Below are 22,263 nucleotides of genomic sequence, written 5' to 3'. Positions count from 1 at the left end.
TCAAAAAGGAGGGAATATGGGATTACTGTTAAACTTAAAAAAGAAATTTACGTTAGTGGGTATCAGTCTTTTAGGAATGAACTTTAATGGATGGCGGAACGCTTTGATTAGTGCTAGTGAAGTACAACAAAAGCAAGCAATTGTTCGGTTAAGGGTCGAACCAACAGAATCACCGAAAACCGCATTTTTTGAACAAAGCTTTCTTGACAATGGCTTGCAGTTACCAACGACCGGAGTAGATCGTTTATATTTTATGCTAGGTTTTGGATTTTTATTGATGCTTTGGCTATTTTGGCTAGCTCGACAGATTCAATTTTTATCAACACGAAAGGAGTAGGATTATGGACCTTCGAACACGCTCACCGGCATATTTATTGTATAGTTTAATCATCGGATGTTTAGTTGTATTTTTGGGTTGTTTTTTACAATCTGTTAAAGCTCAAGTTGTTAGTACACCGATTCAAATTCAGATTACTCCTACGCCTATTCTTTTGGAAGATATTAGAACTCCCGATTTTTCGACGCAATATAGTCAAAATCCACAACATTTTCAAGCTAAACGCCCATTACGGGTTCGCCTCAAGGTGAATACGGCATTTAAGCAACAGCGATGGCAACTTCAATTTAAATTATCGGCATTTAAAAACCAAACAAATGGTAAAACCATTCAACCAAAGTATCAAATTGATGCAGGTCAATTTAAGGCTTTGTCAGGTGACATAGGAGACACGCAAGCGTTCATGATGACCGGAACATTGCAAAATGAAGTGTCTATGCTGCAATTAACCAATTTATCAACGGGAGAATATGAATATAATATCCCAGCGCGTCAAATTCAAATGAGCCTTCCCGCAGCAGTTCAAGCGGGTGATTATACTGCCACGCAAACAGTTAGTTTAATAAGCAGTCCGAACGTGCCATAGCGAATGGACAAGGACCCATTAAAATGGAGGAAAATACTATGAAAATGACAAAAATATTAGGAACCACTTTTGCCAGCTTGATTTTATTTGCCACGGGGGCGACTCCCATCTTAGCAGCCGACCAATTAGTTGTTAACGGGACTAAGCAAACGCCCACCACGGTGCAAATTATAGATGACCTCGGCGATCCAGATCCATTAGATCCAAGCGACCCCACGCAAGCCCATTTGACGTTAGAACACGTACCTGGCGCATATGATTTTAGTTCGACATTGGCCCGAAATGGATACAAGTTGAATGCTACGATGAATGATAATATCCAAGTTTTCAATGACCGTAGCGCACGCCAATGGTCCGTTAAGGCAAGCGTGTTAAATGATCAATTAGTGCGAGGTGGCGATTACTTTAATGTTGATCAATTTAGCATTAATGACATTGCTTTAGCAACGGGAACTGATACAGTTGTAGCCAAAAGTGCCGACAAAACAGTTGCTAATAACACAGGTTTACTGACGACGCCGGTAACAGGGGTTAAAATTAACTTTAAAGACCCACAAATGCAGTTAAAAGCTGGTGACAAGCTAACCGGAGCAATTAAGTATCAACTTTATGCGGTGGCGGATGTAGAATAGGATAAGTAACTAAAAAACGACATTGTAGCAGCCTCATTGGTGGTGCATACAATGTCGTTTTTTAAATTGTTATTCCATAAGTTGCGTATTTTGTTGCGCCTTAATCTTATTTAAACGTTCAATTAAATTATTGAAATCACTAGTTGTAATTTGACTATGGACATAGATTTGTTTTTCTAGGGGGTAATTAGAATTGACAAACAAATCGGTATGCACGACCAAATCAGCTTCATTTTTAATATCATGGAGTTGGACTTTAATATTAAAGAAAGGTTGTAGAAGCGTCTCTAAGCGATTGCGGAAACCGGCATCAATGTAACTGGGCGAATCTAACTGTACTAAAATTTTAATGGTTGGTTCAAAATAAAAAAGTGATTGGACGGCTGCAAAGGCATAGCCATAACGAATGCAAAGGGCGCGCAAGGTGACTGGACTCATCTGCGCTATATCAGCAGGGTCTAGTAGCGCTTTAACATTGGCTAAGAGATGTGGGGCGTTTTGTTCTAAGACCTCGACTAAATTTAAATTAGAAATGGTAAAATCGATGTCAGGGAATAAGGCTACATGAATACGTCCGGCAATGAGTGAAACTAAGAAATTCTGGCCAGATTCGGTTGATAAATCAATCTTTAGACCCATTTTTGTTTGAATTCGATCGAGGAAATGATGAACCGTATCGTGAAACGGGTTATTTAAGGAGGCCAGTTTTCGATCAATAGCTAAAGCACGACCACGATAGAGATAATAATCTGGAATTGTTTTTAACCATAAGAGGACAAATTGTGCATCATTTTTGGCTAAACCATAATTTTGTGTTAGTTGTGTTAACACGCGTTGATCATGTTCATCAAAAATTAAAATATCAACTAATTCATTAGACACAGGGCTGATTGGGAACATATTTGCTTGGCTTCGCGCAAAATTAGTGGCTAAAATAAACATTAGTTCGTTTAGTTTGCCATCATTATCGGGGATACTATATTCTTTAAAAATGCCTTTAGCAATTGTTTTCATTAATTGTTGTGAGACCGTCTCAAAAGGCCAAGTGACTCCTCGATAAATACGCCATAAAAATGTGGTTATTCCAAATCGGATTTTTTCTGGCTCACCACTTAAGCGTATATTTCCTTTATAAAGAGCAATGGAAAGTTGATAAGGCTCCATTTCGGTATTAAATTTGGCAATGTTACGACGCAAGGCGGTTTCGCTAATATAGTTATCAATGCAAAACTGTTTAATATTAATGATAGGATTTTGAAGTAATTGTTTACACAATAATAATTGTATTGAATTTTCGATAATTCTAATGTATAGGCGTTGATACGTTAAACGGTTACCAACGTAGCGATAAGTATTATTATTTTTTTCAATATAACCTAATTCTTCAGCAGCCTCGTTCTGATCATTGATTGCAGTATTATTGATTTCATCAATATATTTATAAATCGTTCGCCGGTTAAGGGGCAAACGTTCTTGAATCATGGCAATATCTACGCCTTCGTTATAGTCGGCGATAATTTGGAGAATTGAAATCCGGTGATGGATATCGTAACTATAAATATTAGAAGCAAAACTAACATTGTATTCTTCCAGCATTGGATTGGAAACCTCCTAATAAAAGCATAAACAGCTTTGTTTGTGTTGTACCACTAATTTATATGTATCAAATATATGTGATTAGCTAGTGATTTTTTTAATTTTTATATTGATTAATTCGAATATTATTATGTAGCATACGTATCTAAATTTGTATACATTATTAAATCTATCATAAAAATGATAATAAATAAACATAAATTAAGGTTTACTAATGTTACAGTTTAGGGCATAATTATATGGTTGTCTGTCACAAATATAAAAGTTTTATTTTAGGGAGTTAAAATGATACATAATTTGTTAGCCGAATTCATGAGTACGGCATTAATGATTGTCTTTGGGGTTGGGGTCCATGCAGACGTAGTTTTAAATAAAACGAAGTACCATGGTTCCGGGCATTTGTTTGCGATTACTACATGGGCATTTGGAATTACCGTCGCTTTGTTTATTTTTGGCGGGGTATGTATGAATCCGGCGATGGTCTTGGCCCAAAATATTTTGGGCATGTTACCATGGTCAATGTTTATTCCTTATTCATTGGCTGAAGTAGCTGGGGGAATTATTGGTGCAGTAATCGTTTGGATTATGTATGCTGATCAATTTAAAGCTTCAGAAGGTGATGTGGCGCCTGATGATGTTCGAAATATTTTTTCAACAGCACCAGCAATTCGGAATTTACCACGTAATTTCTTTGTCGAGGCCTTTGCAACCTTTGTCTTTTTGACTGGTATTTTGGCGATTGTCCAGGTTAAAACAGAAGGAATTTCAGCCATTGGGATTGGACTTTTGGTTTGGGCCATTGGAATGGGAATTGGTGGAACGACTGGGTTTGCAATGAACTTAGCGCGAGATATGGGTCCACGGATAGCACACTGGATTTTGCCAATTGGGAATAAAGCTGATTCAGACTGGAAGTATGCAATCCTAGTTCCTGGATTAGCACCTTTTGTGGGAGCTGTGGTGGCTGCTTTATTTGTTAAATATTTCTTAGGGCTTTAATCCATTATAGTTTAAAAATTAGTTTTTTAATATCAATTTAAGGATTTATGTAATCATCTGCATAAGTCTTTTTATTTTAGTGGAAGCAAGATTTGAAAACGACTATTGAAAACGTTTTCTTTAGATGGTAAAATTTAAGACAGCAATTTGGATTGTGACCAATTCGTTGGGCAAGACCGAATAATACGGAGAAGTAAATTTTTTTGTTACTTTTCCGTATTATTGGGTCTTTTTTTATTGTTAGGGCTTGGGGGTGAGATAGATGTTGGTTAAGAAAATTTTGAATAATAACGCGATTATTGCTGCAACACCATTTGGCGAAGTGGTGATGTTAGGTTGCGGGATTGGATATCAAGTGAGAGGGGGTGAAGAAATAGCGGTTCAAAAAATTGAAAAATGGTTTAGCAGACAGCATTTAAATAATTTTGAAGATTATGCAATTTGTTGCATAGTTGTCAACCAAATGATTACTGCAACTAAAGGTTTAGGAATTCGGTCGAGTCAGATGTTGGCGGAACGTTTGACGTCAACGTTAGAGCGCATCATCTTAAGTGAAGGTCAAGCACATCCGCTAGCCCCTGTTATTTATCAGCATTTACAAGAAAATTACCCGCAAATATTGCAAATTGGTCAAATGGGATTGCGTTTGTTAAGTAATAATTTGAAATGTGATGTCGCAATTCATGAAGCTGGGCTAATTGCTTTGGAATTGTTGAATGAATATGGAGATAAGAGGTATGGATAATAAGGAATTAGCGCAAAAAATTATCACGGTGGTTGGTGGTGCGAATAATATACAAAGCGTATGGCATTGTGCTACTAGATTACGATTTAAATTGAAAGATAAAACTCTGGTGGACAAAAATACTTTGGAAGCTATTAATGAAGTAGTTGCGGTAGTAGATTCGGGTGGCCAGCTGCAAGTAGTCATTGGAAACGATGTTAATACAGTTTATCAGGCTTTAAGAGAGCAGCATCAAACAGTGGATGAGGTTAGTGATGAGACAATAGCAGAAACGGCCAATCGCGAGAAAATGATTAACCGGATTATTACATTTATTTCGGGAACTTTCTCCCCCTTTTTGGGCGCTTTAGCGGGAACTGGAGTTTTAAAAGGAATTTTAGCATTAAGTTTAGTTACTGGTTGGTTAACTCCAGAAAGTGGTGTTTATAAAATTTGGTACGCAGCGGGTGACGCCTTATTTTATTTCTTGCCAATTTTATTAGCCTTAACCGCGGCGAAACAGTTGCGGGTCAATCAATATACAGCAATGGCTTTAGCGGGAGCCTTAGTGTATCCAGCTTTAGCCACTCAATTGATGGCTAAAGCCCCGTTGACGTTCTTTGGTGTCCCAGTCGTTGGGGCGAATTATGCCTCAAGTGTTTTACCCATTTTGTTAGCAGTTTGGTTATTATCTTATCTTGAACCTCAATTCAACCGAATTTTACCGGCTTCAATTCGCAATATTCTAACGCCGATGTTGATTTTGATGATTATGGTGCCATTAACTTTGCTGAGCATTGGTCCATTAGGAAATTGGATTGGGCAAGTGCTCTCAGCCGGAATTATGAGTATCAATCAAAGTGTCCCGTTTTTGGCGGGAGCAATTATTGGAGCTTGTTGGCAATTATTTGTAATTTTTGGAGTGCATTGGACATTTATCCCAATCATCGCTAATAATATCGGCGAGCTTGGTCATGACCCATTAACACCGATTATTTGTGTATCAGTAATGGCCCAGGCGGGTGCGGCCTTAGGTGTATTTTTACGAGTACGTGATACTAAACTTAAATCAATTTCGGGGTCATCAGTTATAACCAGCCTACTTGGAATTACGGAACCAACCATTTATGGGGTTACCCTTAAATTAAAGAAGCCATTTTATATTGCCGTTGGGGCCGGTGGCCTGGGTGGAGCTATCATTGGCTTAGGAAAAGTTCAAGCGACTGCCTTTACTCTGCCAAGCTTATTATCCTTACCGGCATATTTAAATGGCGGAGTAATTTACTTAGTGTTAGGTTTATGCTTGGCTTTTGGTGTTTCCACGGTGGGGACTTATTTCTTTGGAGTAACCGAAGCCGCCCATGATCAACCAACGCAATTACATGACGAAGATGTTAAAGCACCCGTTGTTGGTCAAATTGTACCGTTAATAAGCGTTGATGATGAAGTATTCGCAAGCGGCGCCATGGGGCAAGGAATTGGGATTATTCCGAAACAAAACGTCATTACGGCCCCTGTAACTGGTGAAATTATTACAGTGCACCCACATGCGATTGGCATTCGCTCAAAGCAAGGCGCTGAATTATTGATTCATATTGGACTTAATACAGTGCAATTGAATGGAAAGTATTTTAAAACGTTGGTCGAACCAGGCAAAAAAGTAAATTTAGGTGATTCAATCTTAGAATTTGACCGCTCGGCGATCCAAGCGGCTGGATATGATCCAATTGTGTTATTAATTGTGACGAATACGCCAGAGTATCGATGTCAGATAACGCAAGACTTAGAAACGACTAAAAATTGGTTAATTCGCTTGCAACCAAACCCAAAAGTAGCACGATAAATATAATTATTTAAGGAGAAACGTTAAATGTATCAAGCTAATCTTACACAAGGCTTTCCTGAAGATTTCTTATGGGGCAGTGCAATTTCTGCGAATCAAACGGAGGGAGCATGGCAAACAGACGGTAAAGGGTTAAGCACTGCCGATATGATGCGACGGGTAATTAATCGTCAAAATAAGGCTTTAACGCCGATTACCCGGGCGGATTTTGATGAAGCGTATCATAATATGGATGTTGATCAGTATCCAAAACGGCGAGGAATTAACTTTTATCATACTTATCCAGAGGATATTGCCTTACTAGCCGAAATGGGAATTAAGGTGTTACGTTTTTCAATTGCGTGGACACGAATTTTCCCCACAGGGTTAGAGGAAGAACCAAATTTAGCTGGTTTAGCCTATTACGATCAAATTTTTGCGGAATTAGCGAAATATGATATTGAGCCGCTAGTAACAATTTCACATTTTGAAATGCCGGCCATGCTATGTGTTAAGTATCAAGGTTGGGCTAGTCGCGAAGTGATCAAGGCCTTTACCAAGTTTACAGCGGTTTTATTTAAGCGGTATCCACAGGTTAAATATTGGCTAACTTTTAATGAAATTAATACAAGTTTATGGGGCTTTCATGAAACGGGTGTCCTTGACGCCGAAAAGACTAGCCAAGAACAACTACAATTACGGTATCAAGCTGTTCATTATCAATTTGTGGCGAGTGCCTTAGCAACTCAACAGCTTAAACAAATCAATCCACAAGCTCAGATTGGCGCGATGTTAGCTCGAATGCAAACCTATGCGGCTACAGCTAAACCCAATGATGTTTTAGCAGCCCAAGAAACCGATCAACAAAATTTGTTTTTCTTAGATGTCCAAGTACGGGGTGAATATCCCAATTATATGAACCGATATTTTAAGGAACAGGCATTGAATTTAGATATTACGTTAGCTGATCAAGCTATAATTGCTCAATATCCGGTTGATTTTATTAGCTTTAGCTACTACATGACAACGATTGTTGACGAAGAAAGCCGGCATCGACAAGCGGCTGGTAATATGGTAGTTGGAAAAGCTAATCCATATTTAGAAACTTCAGCCTGGGGTTGGCAAATTGATCCAATTGGGCTTCGGATTACAATAAATACATTATGGGACCGTTATCAAAAGTCTTTGTTTATTGTTGAAAATGGCTTAGGAGCGCTAGATCGAATTACAAATGATGAGCAAATTCACGATGAATATCGGATTAATTATTATCAACAGCATTTACATCAGTTGAAATTAAGCCTGGAACAAGGCATTCCGATTTTAGGATATACTTCTTGGTCACCAATTGATTGTATTAGTTTTAGTACTTCGGAAATGAACAAACGGTACGGATTTATTTACGTGGATTTGGATGATGATGGTTATGGGACTGGTCGACGTTTAAAAAAAGATTCATATTATTGGTATCAAAAAATAATTGCAACTAATGGCGCAGATTTATAATATTTTAAGACCAGGTTTCAGCAAAATGGACTTGGTCTTTTTTATTTATAAAATCCCATAGTGAGGTAGTTGTTAATAGTATTTCAGTATGCGGACATATTTACATATTTACGCATAGTATGTTAAAATAACAATACCCAATCATTATGGCGGCTTATCTAGTCGTTTGAACTAAGGAGCTTATTTATGACTACTAAGAAACAATTTATTGAAAACGCACAAAAAAAATTATTTTTAATGCCTCCCATTACTAAACAATTTTATAATTATCGCATGGCCAGCGGCGCGCAACCATCAACTATGTATACAACTTTAAATAATCTACATCAATTCTTTAGCTGGTTTTGTAACAATACGCCGGCGTTAAATGCTACTAAACAAACAGCTTTGCGGGTCTCGGACTTAGCTTCGATTAATTCCGAAACAATTCAAGCTTACATTACATCAATGCTAGCACCTGCAGACGGTACTAAACCGGTTTCAAAGAATACCATCAATACCAGATTAATGTCGTTGCGCGGCTTTTTCCGCTGGTTAACTATCGAATCTACTGATCCACAAAATACACCGCACAGCTACTTAGCTAATAATCCCATGCTTAAAATTAAATTCAAATATGGTCAGGCAACCTTAAATGCTAAAGCGAATGCTATTAATAAGAAAATTTATGACGGTAATCGTAAATTTAATTTTTTAGATTGGTTGCAAAATGACTATAAAAAAACGCTATCGCCACAAGCACTCAAACTTTATGAACAAACTGAAGTTCGTAATTGTGCCATCTTTGCTCTCCTAATTGCTTCTGGTCTTCGGGTGACTGAGCTCGTTAATATCGAATTAGACGATATTGATAATAATCAACATATTATTGAAAACGTCATTCGTAAAGGAGACCACGAGGACGTCGTCAAATACGCAGCTTGGGCTGAACCATATATTGCAGATTGGCTCGAATACCGCAATCTTAACTTTGATGAACAAGCAAATTCAGCCTTATTTGTGACTTTAAGCCGTGGCTTAGTTTATCGCATTTCTCAATCACAAGTCGAGCGTATGGTTAAGAAGTATACTAAGGCCTTTGGTCGAGAAACAACCCCTCACAAACTTCGCCATACCTTCGGCACTGAGCTTTATCGAGCGACTAACTCGGTTATCGATGTTCAACAAGCGCTGGGTCAAACTACCGATTCAGCGACTAAAATTTACATTCATGCGGATCAAGAAAAACGCAATCAAGCAATCGAAAAATTAGAATAGCTTTACGCTAAAATAATAAATGGTTCTTAGACCGATTTTAAATATATACAAATTGTCATAAGCGTCTGATTAAAAAAACGACTTGAATCTTAATTAACAAAAAAGCATAGTCTTAAATTTGACTATGCTTTTAAATTACATTATTTTGTAATATACATTTTTAAATTTGCCCTATACACAACCTCTATATTAAGCCATTTAATTAATTTTAGAGAATTTAAGCAAAAGTGAATTAGCTAAGACGGAAACAGAGCTCAAAGCCATAGCCAATCCAGCAAATTCCGGACTCAATGTAACACCCCATTTTACAAATAATCCCGCTGCTAATGGTAGACCAATTATGTTGTAAATGAAAGCCCAGAATAAATTCTCTTTAATTTTCATGAAGGTTTTTTGACTTAATTTCAATGCCTTGGGTACATCTGTTACGTCATTTTTCATCAATACAATATCACCAGTATCAATCGCGATATCAGTTCCTGTTCCCATCGCAATTCCTAAATCAGCAGTGGCTAAAGCCGGTGCATCATTTAATCCATCACCCACAAATGCTACAGGACCATGACTCTTTAACTGTTGCAAATGATCCGCTTTTTGGTTAGGCAATATTTCGGCCTGGATTTCATCAATCCCTAATTGCTGACCAATCGCCTGCGCTACATTTTGATTATCACCGGTAATCATCACCGTTCGGTAATTAGTTTGGTTTAATTGTTGAATTGCGGGTTTAGCTGAAGCTTTCGGTTGGTCTTGAATTGCCAGTACACCTTGTACCTGCTGATTCCAAGCAACGTACACCACACTTTGCGCCTGTTGCATATAAGTTACGGCGGCCGTCTCCAATTCTGGCGCTAGTGTTGCCTCGCCCATCAAAGCGCGATTACCAACCGTGACCAAGTGCCCAGCTACTTCACCTTGTGCCCCTTGTCCAGCAATTGCTTTAAAATTATGAACCGGCTGCAATTCATCGGCATTTACCGTGGAAACCACCGCTTGTGCCAAAGGGTGCTCAGAAACCTGTTCAACACTCGCCGCCCAATTTAAAATTTGTTGATTATCCACTTGTGGTAAGGTGGCCGTTTGTGTAACCTTGGGGGTTCCTTCAGTTAAAGTTCCCGTCTTATCAAACGCAACCACTTTAATCTGATTGGCTTGTTCTAAGACAGTTCCATTCTTAATTAAAATCCCTAATTTAGCTCCACGAGCGGTCCCAACCATTAAAGCCGTTGGAGTTGCTAAACCTAGCGCACACGGACATGCAATCACTACGACGGCGACCGCATAATTAATGGCTTGACCAACTGTTGCATCCAAAAACAAATACCAAACTAAAAAAGTTAAAATTGAAACAATTAAGACGACCGGTACAAAGATATCTGATATCTGATCAGTTAATTTTTGAATAGGTGCCTGGCTAGCTTGTGCTTTTCGCACGACTTCAATAATCTGCTGCAGCATCGTCTCCGAGCCCACTTTATTGACCTGCACAACCAGCGTTCCATTTTGATTTAATGTTGCCCCAAAAACTTGATCATCCTTTTGCTTTTGGACGGGTAAACTTTCACCGGTCAGCATCGCCTCATTTACCGATGAATTACCTTCTAAGACAATTCCATCTAAAGGAATCTTTTCTCCTGGCTTAACTCGTAATTGGTCACCAACTTGCAGTTGATTGATCGCCATTTCTTGATACCGTCCATCACGCCATACTTCAGCCGTATTAGCTTGTAACTGCATGAGTTTTTCAACCCCAGTACTAGCTTGCTTGCGCATCCGCCCTTCTAATACTTGACCTAATAGGACAAAAGTAATTACCACCGCGGCACTTTCAAAATAAACCGGCTGATGTTGAAGCATCGCCCATAAGCTATAAAAGTAAGCTGTTGCCGTCCCAACCGCAACCAAAGTATCCATATTAGCATGATGCTTTTTAAATGAAGCCCATGCACTATGCCAAAATAGACGTGCAGCAACTAACATAATTACAGTTGTAATCGCCGCCATCGTCCAAACGCCTCCGGGGAACATGATTCCCAGCGGTGTTAAAATCATCTCCGCCAACAACGGCAGTGTTAAAACTAATGAACTCCAAAAACGCGTTTCAATTCGCATCTTAAGCCTCCGGTTCAATCTTTAATTGGCCATGGAACATATTCATACCACAGGCCCAATTAAAATCACCAGCCCGATTAGTATCAATCTTCACCGTTACTGGTTGATCCTTAGGCAATGCTTGATTAATTCCTAAATCTGGGAACACAACATGATCCAAACAACTTGAAGCATCCGTACGCGTAAAAATCAACTCAGCGGGTACATTTTGCTTTAAAACAACTTTTTCAGGTGAATACCCCCCATCAACTTTAATATTAATGCGCTGCTTTTGGTCCTCTATTACCGCCGTTGATTCAGCCACTTGGTGTTTTCCAAAAAACCACCATAAAATTCCAATAATCATAATAATTCCGACGATTCCAACAATTAATTTACTCATCATTCAGCTCCTTTTCACCTTAACTCTAATCAAATTGACAAACGCTGATCGTTAACAATTACTATCCGGAATACAATGACATGACACCGCTTCTGGAGCGCATTTTGCGCGGGCTTGCAAAATGTCTTGCATAGCGGCAATATCAGTCTGACTAATCGGCACCGTTTTCAAGAGCTCTTGTAATGCCTTACCCTGATGTCGATCACATAGTCGCTGAAATAGTGTCTGCGTATACTCTATTGATATATGATCTTCATCCACTAACGCTGTATATTGATATTGCTTTCCCAGTTGTTGTGTTACTAAAAATCCCTTTTTTACCAAACGTGCTAACATCGTTTTAATCGTTGAGGCTGACCAGTTGTGATCAGGGGCCAATAAATCGCTAATCGCATGACTTGTTAACCCTGGCTTAGCCCAAATTAAATTCATCACCGCAAATTCAGCTTCTGAAATATTACTGATGGCTTCCATTAATGACCAACTCCTTTCTTCATCTACATCTGTAAACAATGATAAACTTATAGTCTACATTTGTCAACATGACCCTACTCCGCCTACTAAAAAAGCAGCGAGTATCTTCCTCGCTGCTAGCGTTTAAATATTAATAGAACGCTTAAGCTGTTAACCGGCTCCATTGTTGCTTTAACAACTTGATTGTCGTAATAAATAGTATTAAGGCGATTACAAAGAGGACGGCCAATAAGATAATACCGTGCCGGCCACCAATCATGGCTCCATGCACTGCATCGCTAGCCTGTCCCATCGCAAACAAACGTGCTGCAATGGCCGTCGAAGCAGCCCCCGCAAATTGCTGTAAGGTATTCATGACACTGTTCCCATCCGCAGATAAAGTTTCATCTAATTGACTTAAGGTGGCAGTCATTAAATTATTAATAGCCATCCCCGAACCAATCATGGTCAAGACGTGAAGACCTAAGAAAATCCAGATTTGTTCCCATTGAAAGGCAATTGCTAAACTAGTCATGGCAAGCGTTGAAGTGCTCAAACCGAAAACAATCGGCTTAACTGGTCCAATCTTATCCAAAATCCTTCCAGAAATTGGCCCTAAAATGGCACCAGTTACTGCTCCAGGGAACATGAACAATCCGGCCACGGTTGAAGACTTGCCCAAACCGATTTGAATAAAGCTTGGTAAGATAAATGATAAAGCTAAGAACATGGCTTGATATATGAGTACTCCATACAGTAAACGGTCGAAAACACTGTTTTTAAAGACATTTAAATTCAATAACATACGCTGTTTATTCAAGTAATAGAAAACGATCAAAGCAATTAAGCTCCCAATGAACCAACTGATTGAAAGCTGTTCAATGGCTAACAAGAGACTGCTTAACCCAACCCCTAAAAATACAAATGCCCCTAGGTTAAACTTTTCAAAACGCTCGACGTGCTCTTGTGGCATAGCATATAAGCCCAGACCAAAGGAAACCAACGCCAAGGGTATTAAGAACCAGAAAATAGCACGCCAACCCAAGGTACCCATCAAGATTCCACCATAGGTCGGACCAATCGCTGGTGCAATGGAAGTCGTCATCGTTCCAATTCCCATCATGACGCCTCGTTTTTCCATTGGTGATTTCGTTAAAATAATATGAAACATTAATGGTAAGGCAATTCCCGTTCCCAAACCTTGCAAAACTCGTCCAGTTAACAAAATTGGGAGGGTCCCCGCAAAGCTATCAATGATAATTCCCATAAAGAACAAAATATTTGAGACAATAAATAATGTACGTGATGAAAAATTACGAATGAAATAAGCTGATAAAGGCACAATAATTGCAATCGCTAAAAGATACCCCGTAGTAACCCATTGGACACCATTCGCATTCACATTAAATTCTTCCATTAATGCCGGAAAGGTGACGTTCATTGAAGTTTCAATCAAGACCCCACTAAAACACATAATACCAGTCGCAATTACAGCGACCAATACATGCCATTCTTTTGTTTTTTGCATCTTTAAAGCACTCCTCCTTTTTTAAATATATTTACAGCACAGCCAGAATCTCAGACATTAAAAAACGGGCATAACCAAAAGATTATGCTCGCCTCTTTTCTCGGTATACAACTAAGTATACTATCTGTACGAAAATATAAGTTAATTCTAACATGCGTCCCAAAGCAAAGCAAGCGCCGGGCCCCGTATATCAGCTGTACACGTAAGACTATTTTTTTAAGATTTACATCCCCACCTTACCCCAAAGATAACTCGGCGTGGTATGCTATAATTATTATTTAAATTTTTTAAAGAGGTAAATACATGAGTTTCCCACAAGACCACATTCGCAATTTCGCCATTATTGCCCATATCGATCACGGTAAATCAACTTTAGCTGATCGAATTATGGAAATGACTAGCACTGTTAGTGATCGTGAATCAACTGCGCAACAATTGGATGATTTAGCTGTTGAAAAAGCGCATGGCGTTACAGTCAAGTCTAAAGCGGTTCGTAATTATTACATTGATGACCACCGCGAAGAGTACCAGTATAATTTAATCGACACCCCTGGGCACGTCGATTTTAATTATGAAGTTTCACGCTCCCTCTCAGCCACGGACGGTGTGCTTTTAGTCGTCGATGCTACTAAAGGAGTGCAAGCCCAAACTGTCGCGAATTTCCGTTTAGCTAAAGAAGCCGGCCTAACAATTATCCCCATTATTAATAAAATTGATAATCAAATGGCTGACATTCAAAAAACGACTGAACAATTACTCGAATTAGAACCAACTTTTCAAGCTGATCAGATTTTACATATTTCAGCCAAAAGCGGGTTAGGTGTCGACCAAGTCTTACTAGCCATCCGCAATCAAATTCCAGCTCCCACTGGTGACATCCAAGCTCCGTTGAAAGCTCTCGTTTTTGATTCTAAATTTGACCCGTATAAAGGGGTAATCGCGCAAGTGCGGATTATGGAAGGGCAATTGATTACCCAAACCAAGCAAGTCTTCATGGCTAGCCAGGTTGCTTCAACGAATAAAGAAGTGGGCGTCTTTACACCGGAACCTCAAGCATTACACACCCTCAATGCGGGAGACGTTGGTTACCTCGTTACGGGAGTCAAAGATCCTGATAGTATTAAAATTGGCGATACCGTAACAAACCAAGCCATGCCCGCTGAGCAACCGTTACCTGGTTATCAAGAAGTTGAACCAATGGTCTATGCAGGGCTTTACCCTAAGGATACTGATTATAAAGAATTCAAAACGGCGATTGAAAAATTAGCTTTAAATGATGCCGCCTTTCATTATGAACCTGAACAATCCGAAGCTCTGGGAATGGGCTTTCGTGGTGGCTTTTTAGGTATTTTTCACCTGCAAATTATTCGCGAACGTTTAATGGCTGAATTCGGAATTAACGTCTTAACGACCATGCCCAATTCAACTTTTAAAATTACCTTGAAAAACCAGGATGAACCCATTTATGTTGAAAATCCAATTCAATTTCCCGATTGGTCACAAATCCATTTGGTCGAAGAACCATATGTCCATGCTAAAATCACCTTACCTAATGAAATGTTAAATGATATTATGCGCTTAGCTGAAAGTCGGCGGGGAACGTTAGAAGATTTAAATACGCTTGGTTCAATGGTCGTCGCCACTTATCTAATGCCGATTTCTGAAATCGCCTATGATTTTTTCAATGAATTGAAATCAGTTTCACATGGCTTCGCTACACTTTCCACTGAATCAGCCGATTATGAATATTCTGATTTAGTGAAATTAGAAATTGCCATCGACTACGCTAACATTGACGCTTTAACAATTATCACGCACCGGCTTAAGGCTGACCAGATTGCGCAAAATATGGTCATAAAGTTACGTGATCTTGTGCCTCGGAAACTACAAGCCATGCCTGTTCAGGCGATTGTCGAAGGTCGCGTAATCGCCCGTGAAAACATCCCACCGCTCCGAAAAGTAGCTGCAAAAGGCACTAAGGTCTCTAAAAAGCAGCAACAGCTCCGACGTTCAGGACAAGCCAAGGTGGACATTGAATTACCACAAGCTGTCTTCGATGCCATCTTAGATTTAGGATAAAAAATTATCTTAAAAAAATAAATAAAAACTGCAATTATCACCATTCCTCTCGGTTTGAAGATTCTTGCAGTTTTTTTGATTTTTATTTATTAAGCAATCACTAATCTACTAAAAGCTTCTTTAAAGCTTGGGCGTAGATTTCCATCGCCATCCGCATATCCTTAATTGGCCAATTTTCATTTGCTTGATGCATGAAGTCCGGCGTGGTCGTCAACATTGCTCCGAAGGCCACACTATTCTTCATTGTCCGGGCAAAGGTTGCCCCACCAGAAATCCCTGGTTGTGAAGTTGTATCACCCGTTACTTCAGCATAAGCATCCATCAAGGTTGTGACTAATTCACCATCCTTTGGTACATATAGTGGCTCCAAGTAATCAAAATTTTCATACTTCAAATTAAACGGCGCAACTTTGGCCGCAATTGTTTGAATTAAATCATCATGCTTCACTTGCACGGGTATCCGCAAATCGATTTGCATTCGTGATTCTTTCGTATTAATTTGTAAGCTAGAAATATTAAAGGTTAATTGACCTGAGACATCATCTTTAATCACACCCAAAATATTTTCGCCAGTTGCATCTTCACCAAATTGTTTGATAAATTCCAAAGCTGGCACACCTGGGAAGACATCTGCTAGCGCAATCGCTAAGCGCAGCACCGCGTTCGTACCTTCTGGCGCATGCATAGCATGAACCGAATTTCCTTGCACGACCAATTGACCGTCTTGTTTGTCATAAGCAAAGCCATGTTGTTTGAGAGCTGCTTCCACCTCAGCTTGCTTAGGACCAGCATAGTTGGCTAGACCTGGTACAGCATTGAAAGCATTGACTAAGTCTAATGCAATTTCATCAGAACCTGGTCCGACCAAATATGACTGTTGCAGCCCTTTTTCAGCATAAACCAATGGGAATTCAGCATCCGGTGCAATGCCCATCGTGATACCGGCCTCTTTTTCATTATACTTGGCCATCCCCCGCCAAAGAATCTCTTCGTCAGTTCCAAAGATAAAGCGCACCTTTTTATTGAAATGCATTCCTTGGTCTAACAATGCCTTAACCGTGAATAAAGTAGCAATCGATGGACCCTTATCATCCTGACTTCCACGTCCGTATAAAGCACCATCCTTTTGCGTCAATTCAAAGGGATTAGTTTTCCAAGCATCCATATCACCAGCTGGTACAACGTCGACGTGACAAATCACACCAAAAATTTCAGGACCTTCTCCAATTTCAGCATAACCATAATAACCTTCTGGATCAACATACGTTTGATAGCCTAATTCATCAGCAATCTTTAAGACTTCATCTAAAGCGGCCCGAATCCCCACACCAAATGGTGCATTAGGCGCTGCTTCAGTATTATATGAAGGCTTCGCAACCAAACGACTAAGTGCTTGAATGGCTTGTTTTTGAACATCATCTGAAATATAGTTCTGCATGATTATTTCTCCTTAAATTAAAGTACAAATTACCAAGAATCCAATCGTAACGACTAACAAAATGCCCATCAATTTAGCGGTAAACTTAAGCCAAGTCACAATATCAACATGGGCAATGGCCAAAGCCCCCATCACAATCCCTGAAGTAGGTGTAATAACATTCACCCAACCAACGGCGGCTTGATAGGCCGTAATAATTAGGTCGGGCGCAACTCCAGAAAACTTTCCCAAAGGTCCCATAATTCCCATTGTCGCTGCTGCTAAACCGGACGTTGATGGAATTAAGAATGACATTGGAATATAGAAGAAGAACGTTAAAACAATGAAAATTCCAGCAGGCAAATGTTGCAGACCTTGTTCACCGGCGTGCAAAACAGTCGCTGTAATATAACCATCGCTCATAATGAATTGAATTCCGCGAGCCACCGCAATCACAATCGCCACGCTTAAGAATTCATTCATTCCGCCTAAGAAGGCATCGATAAAGGTGCTCTCTTTCATATGGTAAACAAACATTACCACCACTGCCATAAAGAGGAACAACATTGTCATTTCACCAAAGTACCAGGTTCCAAAGGGGGCCATATCGCGACCTAAGAAATCGCCTAAGAATGGAATTCCCGTTAACCATTTAGTAAATGAATCAAAGAACGTCCAATGTTCATTAATACTACTCCAAGGAACAATTCCAATCACCATCAATAAAAAGGTAAGCCCAAAGATCCAAAGTACTGCTTTTTGCCGACCGGTCATTTCTGTCCCAGCATCATCACTTGAAAGCGAAAACTCAGCTAAATCTGTCTCACGCCGATTATAAACCATTGATTTTGAAGGATCTTGCTTCACCTTGCTAGCATAACGCATCACATACACAATGCTAATCGTAACTGTAATAACAAACAAAATCAGGCGAGGAACCAAGCCATCCCCCGGTGACAGATTCAAACTCTGTGAGGCTACTCCAGTCGCAAAAGGGTTCACCGTAGAAGCTAGCACCCCAACCTGCGACCCAATCAACGCAATTGAAATCGCCACTAATGAATCAAAGCCCACGCTAATCATTACCGCAATCAAAATAGGATAAAAGGCAATGGTTTCTTCACCCATTCCATAGGTGGAACCACCAATCGCAAACAAGCTCATCAAAAGTGGAATCATCAGCTTTTCTTTTCCCGCGTATTTCCGCAAGGTTGATGAAATTCCATCATCTAAAGCTTTAGTTTTATTAACAACGCCCAAGAATCCACCAATCACTAAAATGAATAATGAAATTGAGATGGTTCCATCAGCGGTATCAGTCCCCACCATTCCCTTAATAGGCGCCATGAAGACATCCCATAAACCTTGGGGATTGGCCGCCCGACTATGGTAAGTCCCCGCAATAATCTCCCCCGCTTTATTCGTAGTATATTCACCAGCGGGAATAATCCACGTTAAAACGGCTACTGCAATGATTAGAAAAAACAGAATCGTAAACGACGACGGCATCTGAAATTTTTTCTTTTTTCCATTCATAAGTCTACTCCTTTTATTTGTGCAACATCTAACTTTACCTATATAATAGCTTAATTTAACTCGATTTAAAAGCAATTAATTAAAATTGTTTAATTTTTTAATACATTTCCATTCTAGTCAATATTAAGTTTTCTTTACCGATATATTCGCTCCTTACGTCAAAGCTACAAAAAAGACAGCATTCAGCTCTTGCTAAATTCTGTCTTCTTTCCATTAGATTCGGTTAGCATTGCCAAACACTGCAATTCGCTCATCTAAAGCTTGTTCAATGGCGACTACCCCCGGGTGCAAGAATTTACGAGGATCATAGTTTTTACCAATGAGATCTTGATCCGTTTCAACAAACTGACGAGTAGCATGATGGAATGCTAATTGTAATTCAGTATTAACGTTCACCTTGGCCACGCCTAATTGAACGGCAGCTTGAATTTGGTCATCAGGAACTCCTGATGCACCATGCAAAACAATTGGCATCTCCTGACCGCGCGCCGCCGTTACGGCTGCTGATAATTGCTCAAGATGGTCCAAATGTAGCCCACGCCAATTTTCGGGATAGATGCCGTGAATATTACCAATCCCTGCCGCTAAGAAATCAATCCCCGTTTGCGTCATCAAAACCGCATCATCAATAGCAGCTAATTCACCTTCACCAATCACCCCGTCTTCTTCACCGCCAATTGAACCGACTTCAGCTTCAACTGATACATTGGCAGCTTGAGCCAGGGTCACAATCTCCTTTGTTTTCGCCAAATTTTCAGCTAAAGGTAGCGCTGATCCATCAAACATCACTGACGTAAAGCCAGCTTCAATGGCTTGTTTTGCTCCTTCATATGTCCCGTGATCCAAATGAATCGCGATGGGCACTGTAATTTCCAAAGCTTCATCCAAATTTCGAATTAAATTAGCAACAACCTTAAAGCCGCCCATATATTTAACCGCTCCCATTGAAATAGCCAAGATAGTGGGCGCTTCGTTTGCTTGCGCTCGCTTCAAAATTGCCTGCGTCCATTCCAAATTATTAGTATTAAAAGCACCTAAGGCATAGTGATTTTTCCGTGCCTTTTGCATCATCTGCTTTGCATTTTGAATTGTCATTTTCATTCCTCCCTTTTACCAGTGCTATCACTTTTCCCAGGCTGCTTTTTGAAAATCATCCATAGGACCGTGCAACTTGAGATGCCGAATTTGATTGGCTTTCAATAAAGCTGTCCGGATATTAATATTTTGTGTTTGATAAACCTTAGCGGTCGCAATCAATAGGTCAACTAAACCACCATCGGCTGCCCACTGCATCTTTTGATCATAATTATATTGAATCCAAGCCGTACCTAATTCATTATCCTCCCAAGCTGCGGCGCCATGATAAGGACGGTCATCAACTAAAATGCCTCCTTCAGCTCGCGCTAAGCCTTTATCATGCGTCATAATTACCCGCTTATAAAAGAGGCTATGTGCATCATTTCCGAAATATTCGTACAACCATGCGAGCTTATCACTCCAAGCGCTGACGTTATTCCAAGGCGCCGTGGTCAAAATATATAAGTCATAATATACACTTAATTGTTGTAAGGCTTCCATTAAATGTGGCAATGGCTTTAAATCCCTAAAAATTCCTGGAATTTGATCTGGTTTGGTAAGTCCTAACGTGGTTGCTTGCTCCGTTGCTAGATTCAACACAGCTAAAGTATCAACCATCGTGTTATCCATATCTAAAAATAATTTTGGTTTATGATTATTCATTTTTTCCTCCGACTATATGAATTGGTATACATATAATAGTACCTATTATAGCGCGCTGGTTGTGAAAAAACAAATTATTTTTTAAATCTAGTAAAAAGAATAAAAGTGTTCGTATCAACTGTTCTATTTTTTCACAAATAAAAACTAAATGTGAAAAACATTATCTTAAACAAACGCTTTATATAAATTGGTCTAGGTTACATTTGATCACTAAATACCTTTTTAGGCACAAAAAAACCATGAGTATTAAAATACCCATGGTTTAATATAAACTTGCTCAGCTTACCAAGAAGCTTTCTTAACACCAGGAATCAATCCCTTGTGAGCAAGGTCGCGGAAGTTCAAACGTGACATTCCGAACTCACGCATGTAAGCGTGTGGACGTCCGTCAAGTTGGTCCCGGTTGTGCATACGAACAGGTGATGCATTACGAGGTAACTTTGAAAGACCAACATAGTCTCCAGCTTCCTTCAATGCCGCACGCTTGTCAGCATACTTTGCAACTGTTGCTTCAATCTTCTTAGCCTTAGCGATCTTTGACTTCTTAGCCATGATTACTTAACCTCCTTGAATGTGGTAACTTTACGCAACTTTGGAGAATACTTTTTCAATTCCAAGCGGTCAGGTGTGTTACGACGATTCTTTGAAGTTAGGTAGATACGCTCACCGGTTTCGGCAGCTTCTAACAAAATGTTAATGCGCATTAACATACTCCTTGAAATGTATTTGGGTGATTGCCATCCCCACTAGTGTAAACGACAGGCCTAGCTGCATAGACCAGGCCCCAAGCTTGCGTCGTGCACAATAGCTAGTAAATTACAAATAGTAATATTACACGCCTTTACCCTAAATTGCAAGCCTTTTTAAAAAATATGTAAAGTAAATTTACTTTACAGGTAAAACGCTCAGCTCCAGTGCTTATTGCCACGTCTTCTGAATAAAATCCCAGCTCGTATACATAATAGGCCACAGGAGCATGAAGTTAATTAATTCATCAAATGCACCGGCAAACGGCCACCCCAATAATTGAATAATCAACAAGGCACCCGTAAAAATTAACATTAGACCACCTGATAGACGCCACATATTGGTCAACGAAGGTTGCAAGTTAGCATTATAACTTTGTCCAATGCGTCCAACTAACCAGGCCAACAAAGCATCACCCACTAATAACAACAAAATATACCAATTTAATCGATCAGTGACCGAACTTAATTGCGCCATTCCCACTAATGGAAAACCCCAACGCAGAATTTGCAAAACGATAAATCCAACTAACAAGTTTAAAACTGTCTGACGTTGCCGCGTAAGCCGCTTATAGCTACAAAATTGTACCCATGCCCATAAAAAGATGACGATTAACAACGTTGCCACTAAATTATAACCGACAAACAGGGTCCGCAATGGTTGATCACGTGCTGTTAAAATAACGCTCATTTGTTTTAGCGGCGCATAAACGGGCCAATTTAACACCCCAATTAAAGGTGTCAGTAGCATCAAAATACTCCCTAATAGACCACAAGCCCAAATATATTTGTTTTGCCACCATTGTTGCAT

21 protein-coding genes are annotated in these 22,263 nt (G+C 39.6%); 9 read left to right on the top strand and 12 right to left on the bottom strand.

Translation table 11 applies throughout. The features are described 5' to 3' along the window. Nucleotides 1-16 precede the first annotated feature (16 nt). Genes ACJQWY_RS05840 through ACJQWY_RS05830 form a run of 3 tightly spaced genes read left to right on the top strand, consistent with a single transcriptional unit; the run spans nucleotide 17 to nucleotide 1,555 of the window. A complete protein-coding gene (locus ACJQWY_RS05840; protein WP_407076797.1) occupies nucleotides 17-337 on the top strand; it encodes a hypothetical protein in 321 nt (106 codons plus the stop codon). Nucleotides 338-341: 4 nt separating this feature from the next. Next, on the top strand, nucleotides 342-923 hold the full coding sequence (locus ACJQWY_RS05835; RefSeq protein ID WP_407076796.1) for a hypothetical protein: 582 nt from the start codon (nucleotides 342-344) through the stop codon (nucleotides 921-923). 38 nt (nucleotides 924-961) lie between these two features. Beyond that, nucleotides 962-1,555 (top strand): glutathione S-transferase family protein, encoded by a 594-nt coding sequence (locus tag ACJQWY_RS05830; protein ID WP_407076795.1) that lies wholly within the window; start codon nucleotides 962-964, stop codon nucleotides 1,553-1,555. Between the two features lie 69 nt (nucleotides 1,556-1,624). On the opposite strand, the gene ACJQWY_RS05825 is transcribed toward ACJQWY_RS05830, so the two are convergent. Further along, nucleotides 1,625-3,151, bottom strand: coding sequence for a helix-turn-helix domain-containing protein (locus ACJQWY_RS05825; RefSeq protein WP_407076794.1), 1,527 nt, complete (start codon nucleotides 3,149-3,151; stop codon nucleotides 1,625-1,627). Between the two features lie 285 nt (nucleotides 3,152-3,436). Here ACJQWY_RS05825 and larD point away from each other — a divergent pair, with 285 nt between their 5' ends. The 5 genes from larD to xerS all read left to right on the top strand — a co-directional run bounded on the left by larD (nucleotide 3,437) and on the right by xerS (nucleotide 9,459). After that, a complete protein-coding gene (gene larD / locus ACJQWY_RS05820) occupies nucleotides 3,437-4,150 on the top strand; it encodes a D/L-lactic acid transporter LarD (RefSeq protein WP_407076793.1) in 714 nt (237 codons plus the stop codon). Between the two features lie 262 nt (nucleotides 4,151-4,412). Further along, nucleotides 4,413-4,895 (top strand): CAT RNA binding domain-containing protein, encoded by a 483-nt coding sequence (locus ACJQWY_RS05815; RefSeq protein ID WP_407076792.1) that lies wholly within the window; start codon nucleotides 4,413-4,415, stop codon nucleotides 4,893-4,895. Continuing rightward, nucleotides 4,888-6,717, top strand: a complete 1,830-nt coding sequence (locus ACJQWY_RS05810; RefSeq protein ID WP_407076791.1) for a beta-glucoside-specific PTS transporter subunit IIABC — start codon at nucleotides 4,888-4,890, stop codon at nucleotides 6,715-6,717. Before ACJQWY_RS05815 ends, ACJQWY_RS05810 begins: the two co-directional genes overlap by 8 nt. A 27-nt stretch (nucleotides 6,718-6,744) precedes the next feature. Next, nucleotides 6,745-8,202, top strand: a complete 1,458-nt coding sequence (locus ACJQWY_RS05805) for a glycoside hydrolase family 1 protein (RefSeq protein ID WP_407076790.1) — start codon at nucleotides 6,745-6,747, stop codon at nucleotides 8,200-8,202. Between the two features lie 186 nt (nucleotides 8,203-8,388). Further along, complete coding sequence (gene xerS / locus ACJQWY_RS05800; protein WP_407076789.1) at nucleotides 8,389-9,459, top strand: tyrosine recombinase XerS; 1,071 nt, start codon at nucleotides 8,389-8,391, stop codon at nucleotides 9,457-9,459. Between the two features lie 198 nt (nucleotides 9,460-9,657). Here xerS and ACJQWY_RS05795 read toward each other — a convergent pair whose 3' ends face one another. From ACJQWY_RS05795 to ACJQWY_RS05780, 4 genes are all read right to left on the bottom strand, one after another. Then, nucleotides 9,658-11,571, bottom strand: a complete 1,914-nt coding sequence (locus tag ACJQWY_RS05795; RefSeq protein WP_407076788.1) for a copper-translocating P-type ATPase — start codon at nucleotides 11,569-11,571, stop codon at nucleotides 9,658-9,660. A 1-nt stretch (nucleotide 11,572) separates the two neighbouring features. After that, nucleotides 11,573-11,953: a cupredoxin domain-containing protein gene (locus tag ACJQWY_RS05790; protein ID WP_407076787.1), complete on the bottom strand. Its 381-nt coding sequence runs from the start codon at nucleotides 11,951-11,953 to the stop codon at nucleotides 11,573-11,575. Nucleotides 11,954-12,004: 51 nt separating this feature from the next. Further along, nucleotides 12,005-12,427: a CopY/TcrY family copper transport repressor gene (locus ACJQWY_RS05785; RefSeq protein ID WP_407076786.1), complete on the bottom strand. Its 423-nt coding sequence runs from the start codon at nucleotides 12,425-12,427 to the stop codon at nucleotides 12,005-12,007. A 142-nt stretch (nucleotides 12,428-12,569) separates the two neighbouring features. Further along, complete coding sequence (locus ACJQWY_RS05780; protein ID WP_407076785.1) at nucleotides 12,570-13,934, bottom strand: MFS transporter; 1,365 nt, start codon at nucleotides 13,932-13,934, stop codon at nucleotides 12,570-12,572. Between the two features lie 303 nt (nucleotides 13,935-14,237). Here ACJQWY_RS05780 and lepA point away from each other — a divergent pair, with 303 nt between their 5' ends. After that, on the top strand, nucleotides 14,238-16,013 hold the full coding sequence (gene lepA, locus ACJQWY_RS05775; protein ID WP_407076784.1) for a translation elongation factor 4: 1,776 nt from the start codon (nucleotides 14,238-14,240) through the stop codon (nucleotides 16,011-16,013). 100 nt (nucleotides 16,014-16,113) lie between these two features. On the opposite strand, the gene ACJQWY_RS05770 is transcribed toward lepA, so the two are convergent. The 7 genes from ACJQWY_RS05770 to ACJQWY_RS05740 form a co-directional block, all read right to left on the bottom strand. After that, nucleotides 16,114-17,451, bottom strand: a complete 1,338-nt coding sequence (locus tag ACJQWY_RS05770) for a M20 family metallopeptidase (protein WP_407076783.1) — start codon at nucleotides 17,449-17,451, stop codon at nucleotides 16,114-16,116. Between the two features lie 12 nt (nucleotides 17,452-17,463). Next, nucleotides 17,464-18,966: a YfcC family protein gene (locus tag ACJQWY_RS05765; RefSeq protein WP_407076782.1), complete on the bottom strand. Its 1,503-nt coding sequence runs from the start codon at nucleotides 18,964-18,966 to the stop codon at nucleotides 17,464-17,466. A 213-nt stretch (nucleotides 18,967-19,179) separates the two neighbouring features. Continuing rightward, nucleotides 19,180-20,061, bottom strand: coding sequence for a class II fructose-1,6-bisphosphate aldolase (fba, locus tag ACJQWY_RS05760; RefSeq protein ID WP_407076781.1), 882 nt, complete (start codon nucleotides 20,059-20,061; stop codon nucleotides 19,180-19,182). 27 nt (nucleotides 20,062-20,088) lie between these two features. Continuing rightward, entirely contained in the window at nucleotides 20,089-20,706 is a 618-nt protein-coding gene (locus ACJQWY_RS05755; RefSeq protein ID WP_407076780.1) for a 5' nucleotidase, NT5C type, read from the bottom strand. Nucleotides 20,707-20,988: 282 nt separating this feature from the next. Beyond that, the gene (gene rpsN / locus ACJQWY_RS05750; protein ID WP_407076779.1) at nucleotides 20,989-21,258 is read right to left on the bottom strand and encodes a 30S ribosomal protein S14; all 270 of its coding nucleotides are present in this window, start codon (nucleotides 21,256-21,258) and stop codon (nucleotides 20,989-20,991) included. A 2-nt stretch (nucleotides 21,259-21,260) separates the two neighbouring features. Next, nucleotides 21,261-21,410, bottom strand: a complete 150-nt coding sequence (gene rpmG, locus ACJQWY_RS05745; protein ID WP_006845447.1) for a 50S ribosomal protein L33 — start codon at nucleotides 21,408-21,410, stop codon at nucleotides 21,261-21,263. Nucleotides 21,411-21,624: 214 nt separating this feature from the next. After that, nucleotides 21,625-22,263: a hypothetical protein gene (locus ACJQWY_RS05740; RefSeq protein WP_407076778.1), complete on the bottom strand. Its 639-nt coding sequence runs from the start codon at nucleotides 22,261-22,263 to the stop codon at nucleotides 21,625-21,627.

The organism is Weissella kandleri (assembly GCF_045504165.1).
GTDB classification, from domain to species: Bacteria; Bacillota; Bacilli; order Lactobacillales; family Lactobacillaceae; genus Weissella; species Weissella kandleri_A.
This window is presented reverse-complemented; position numbering and strand designations above follow the sequence as displayed.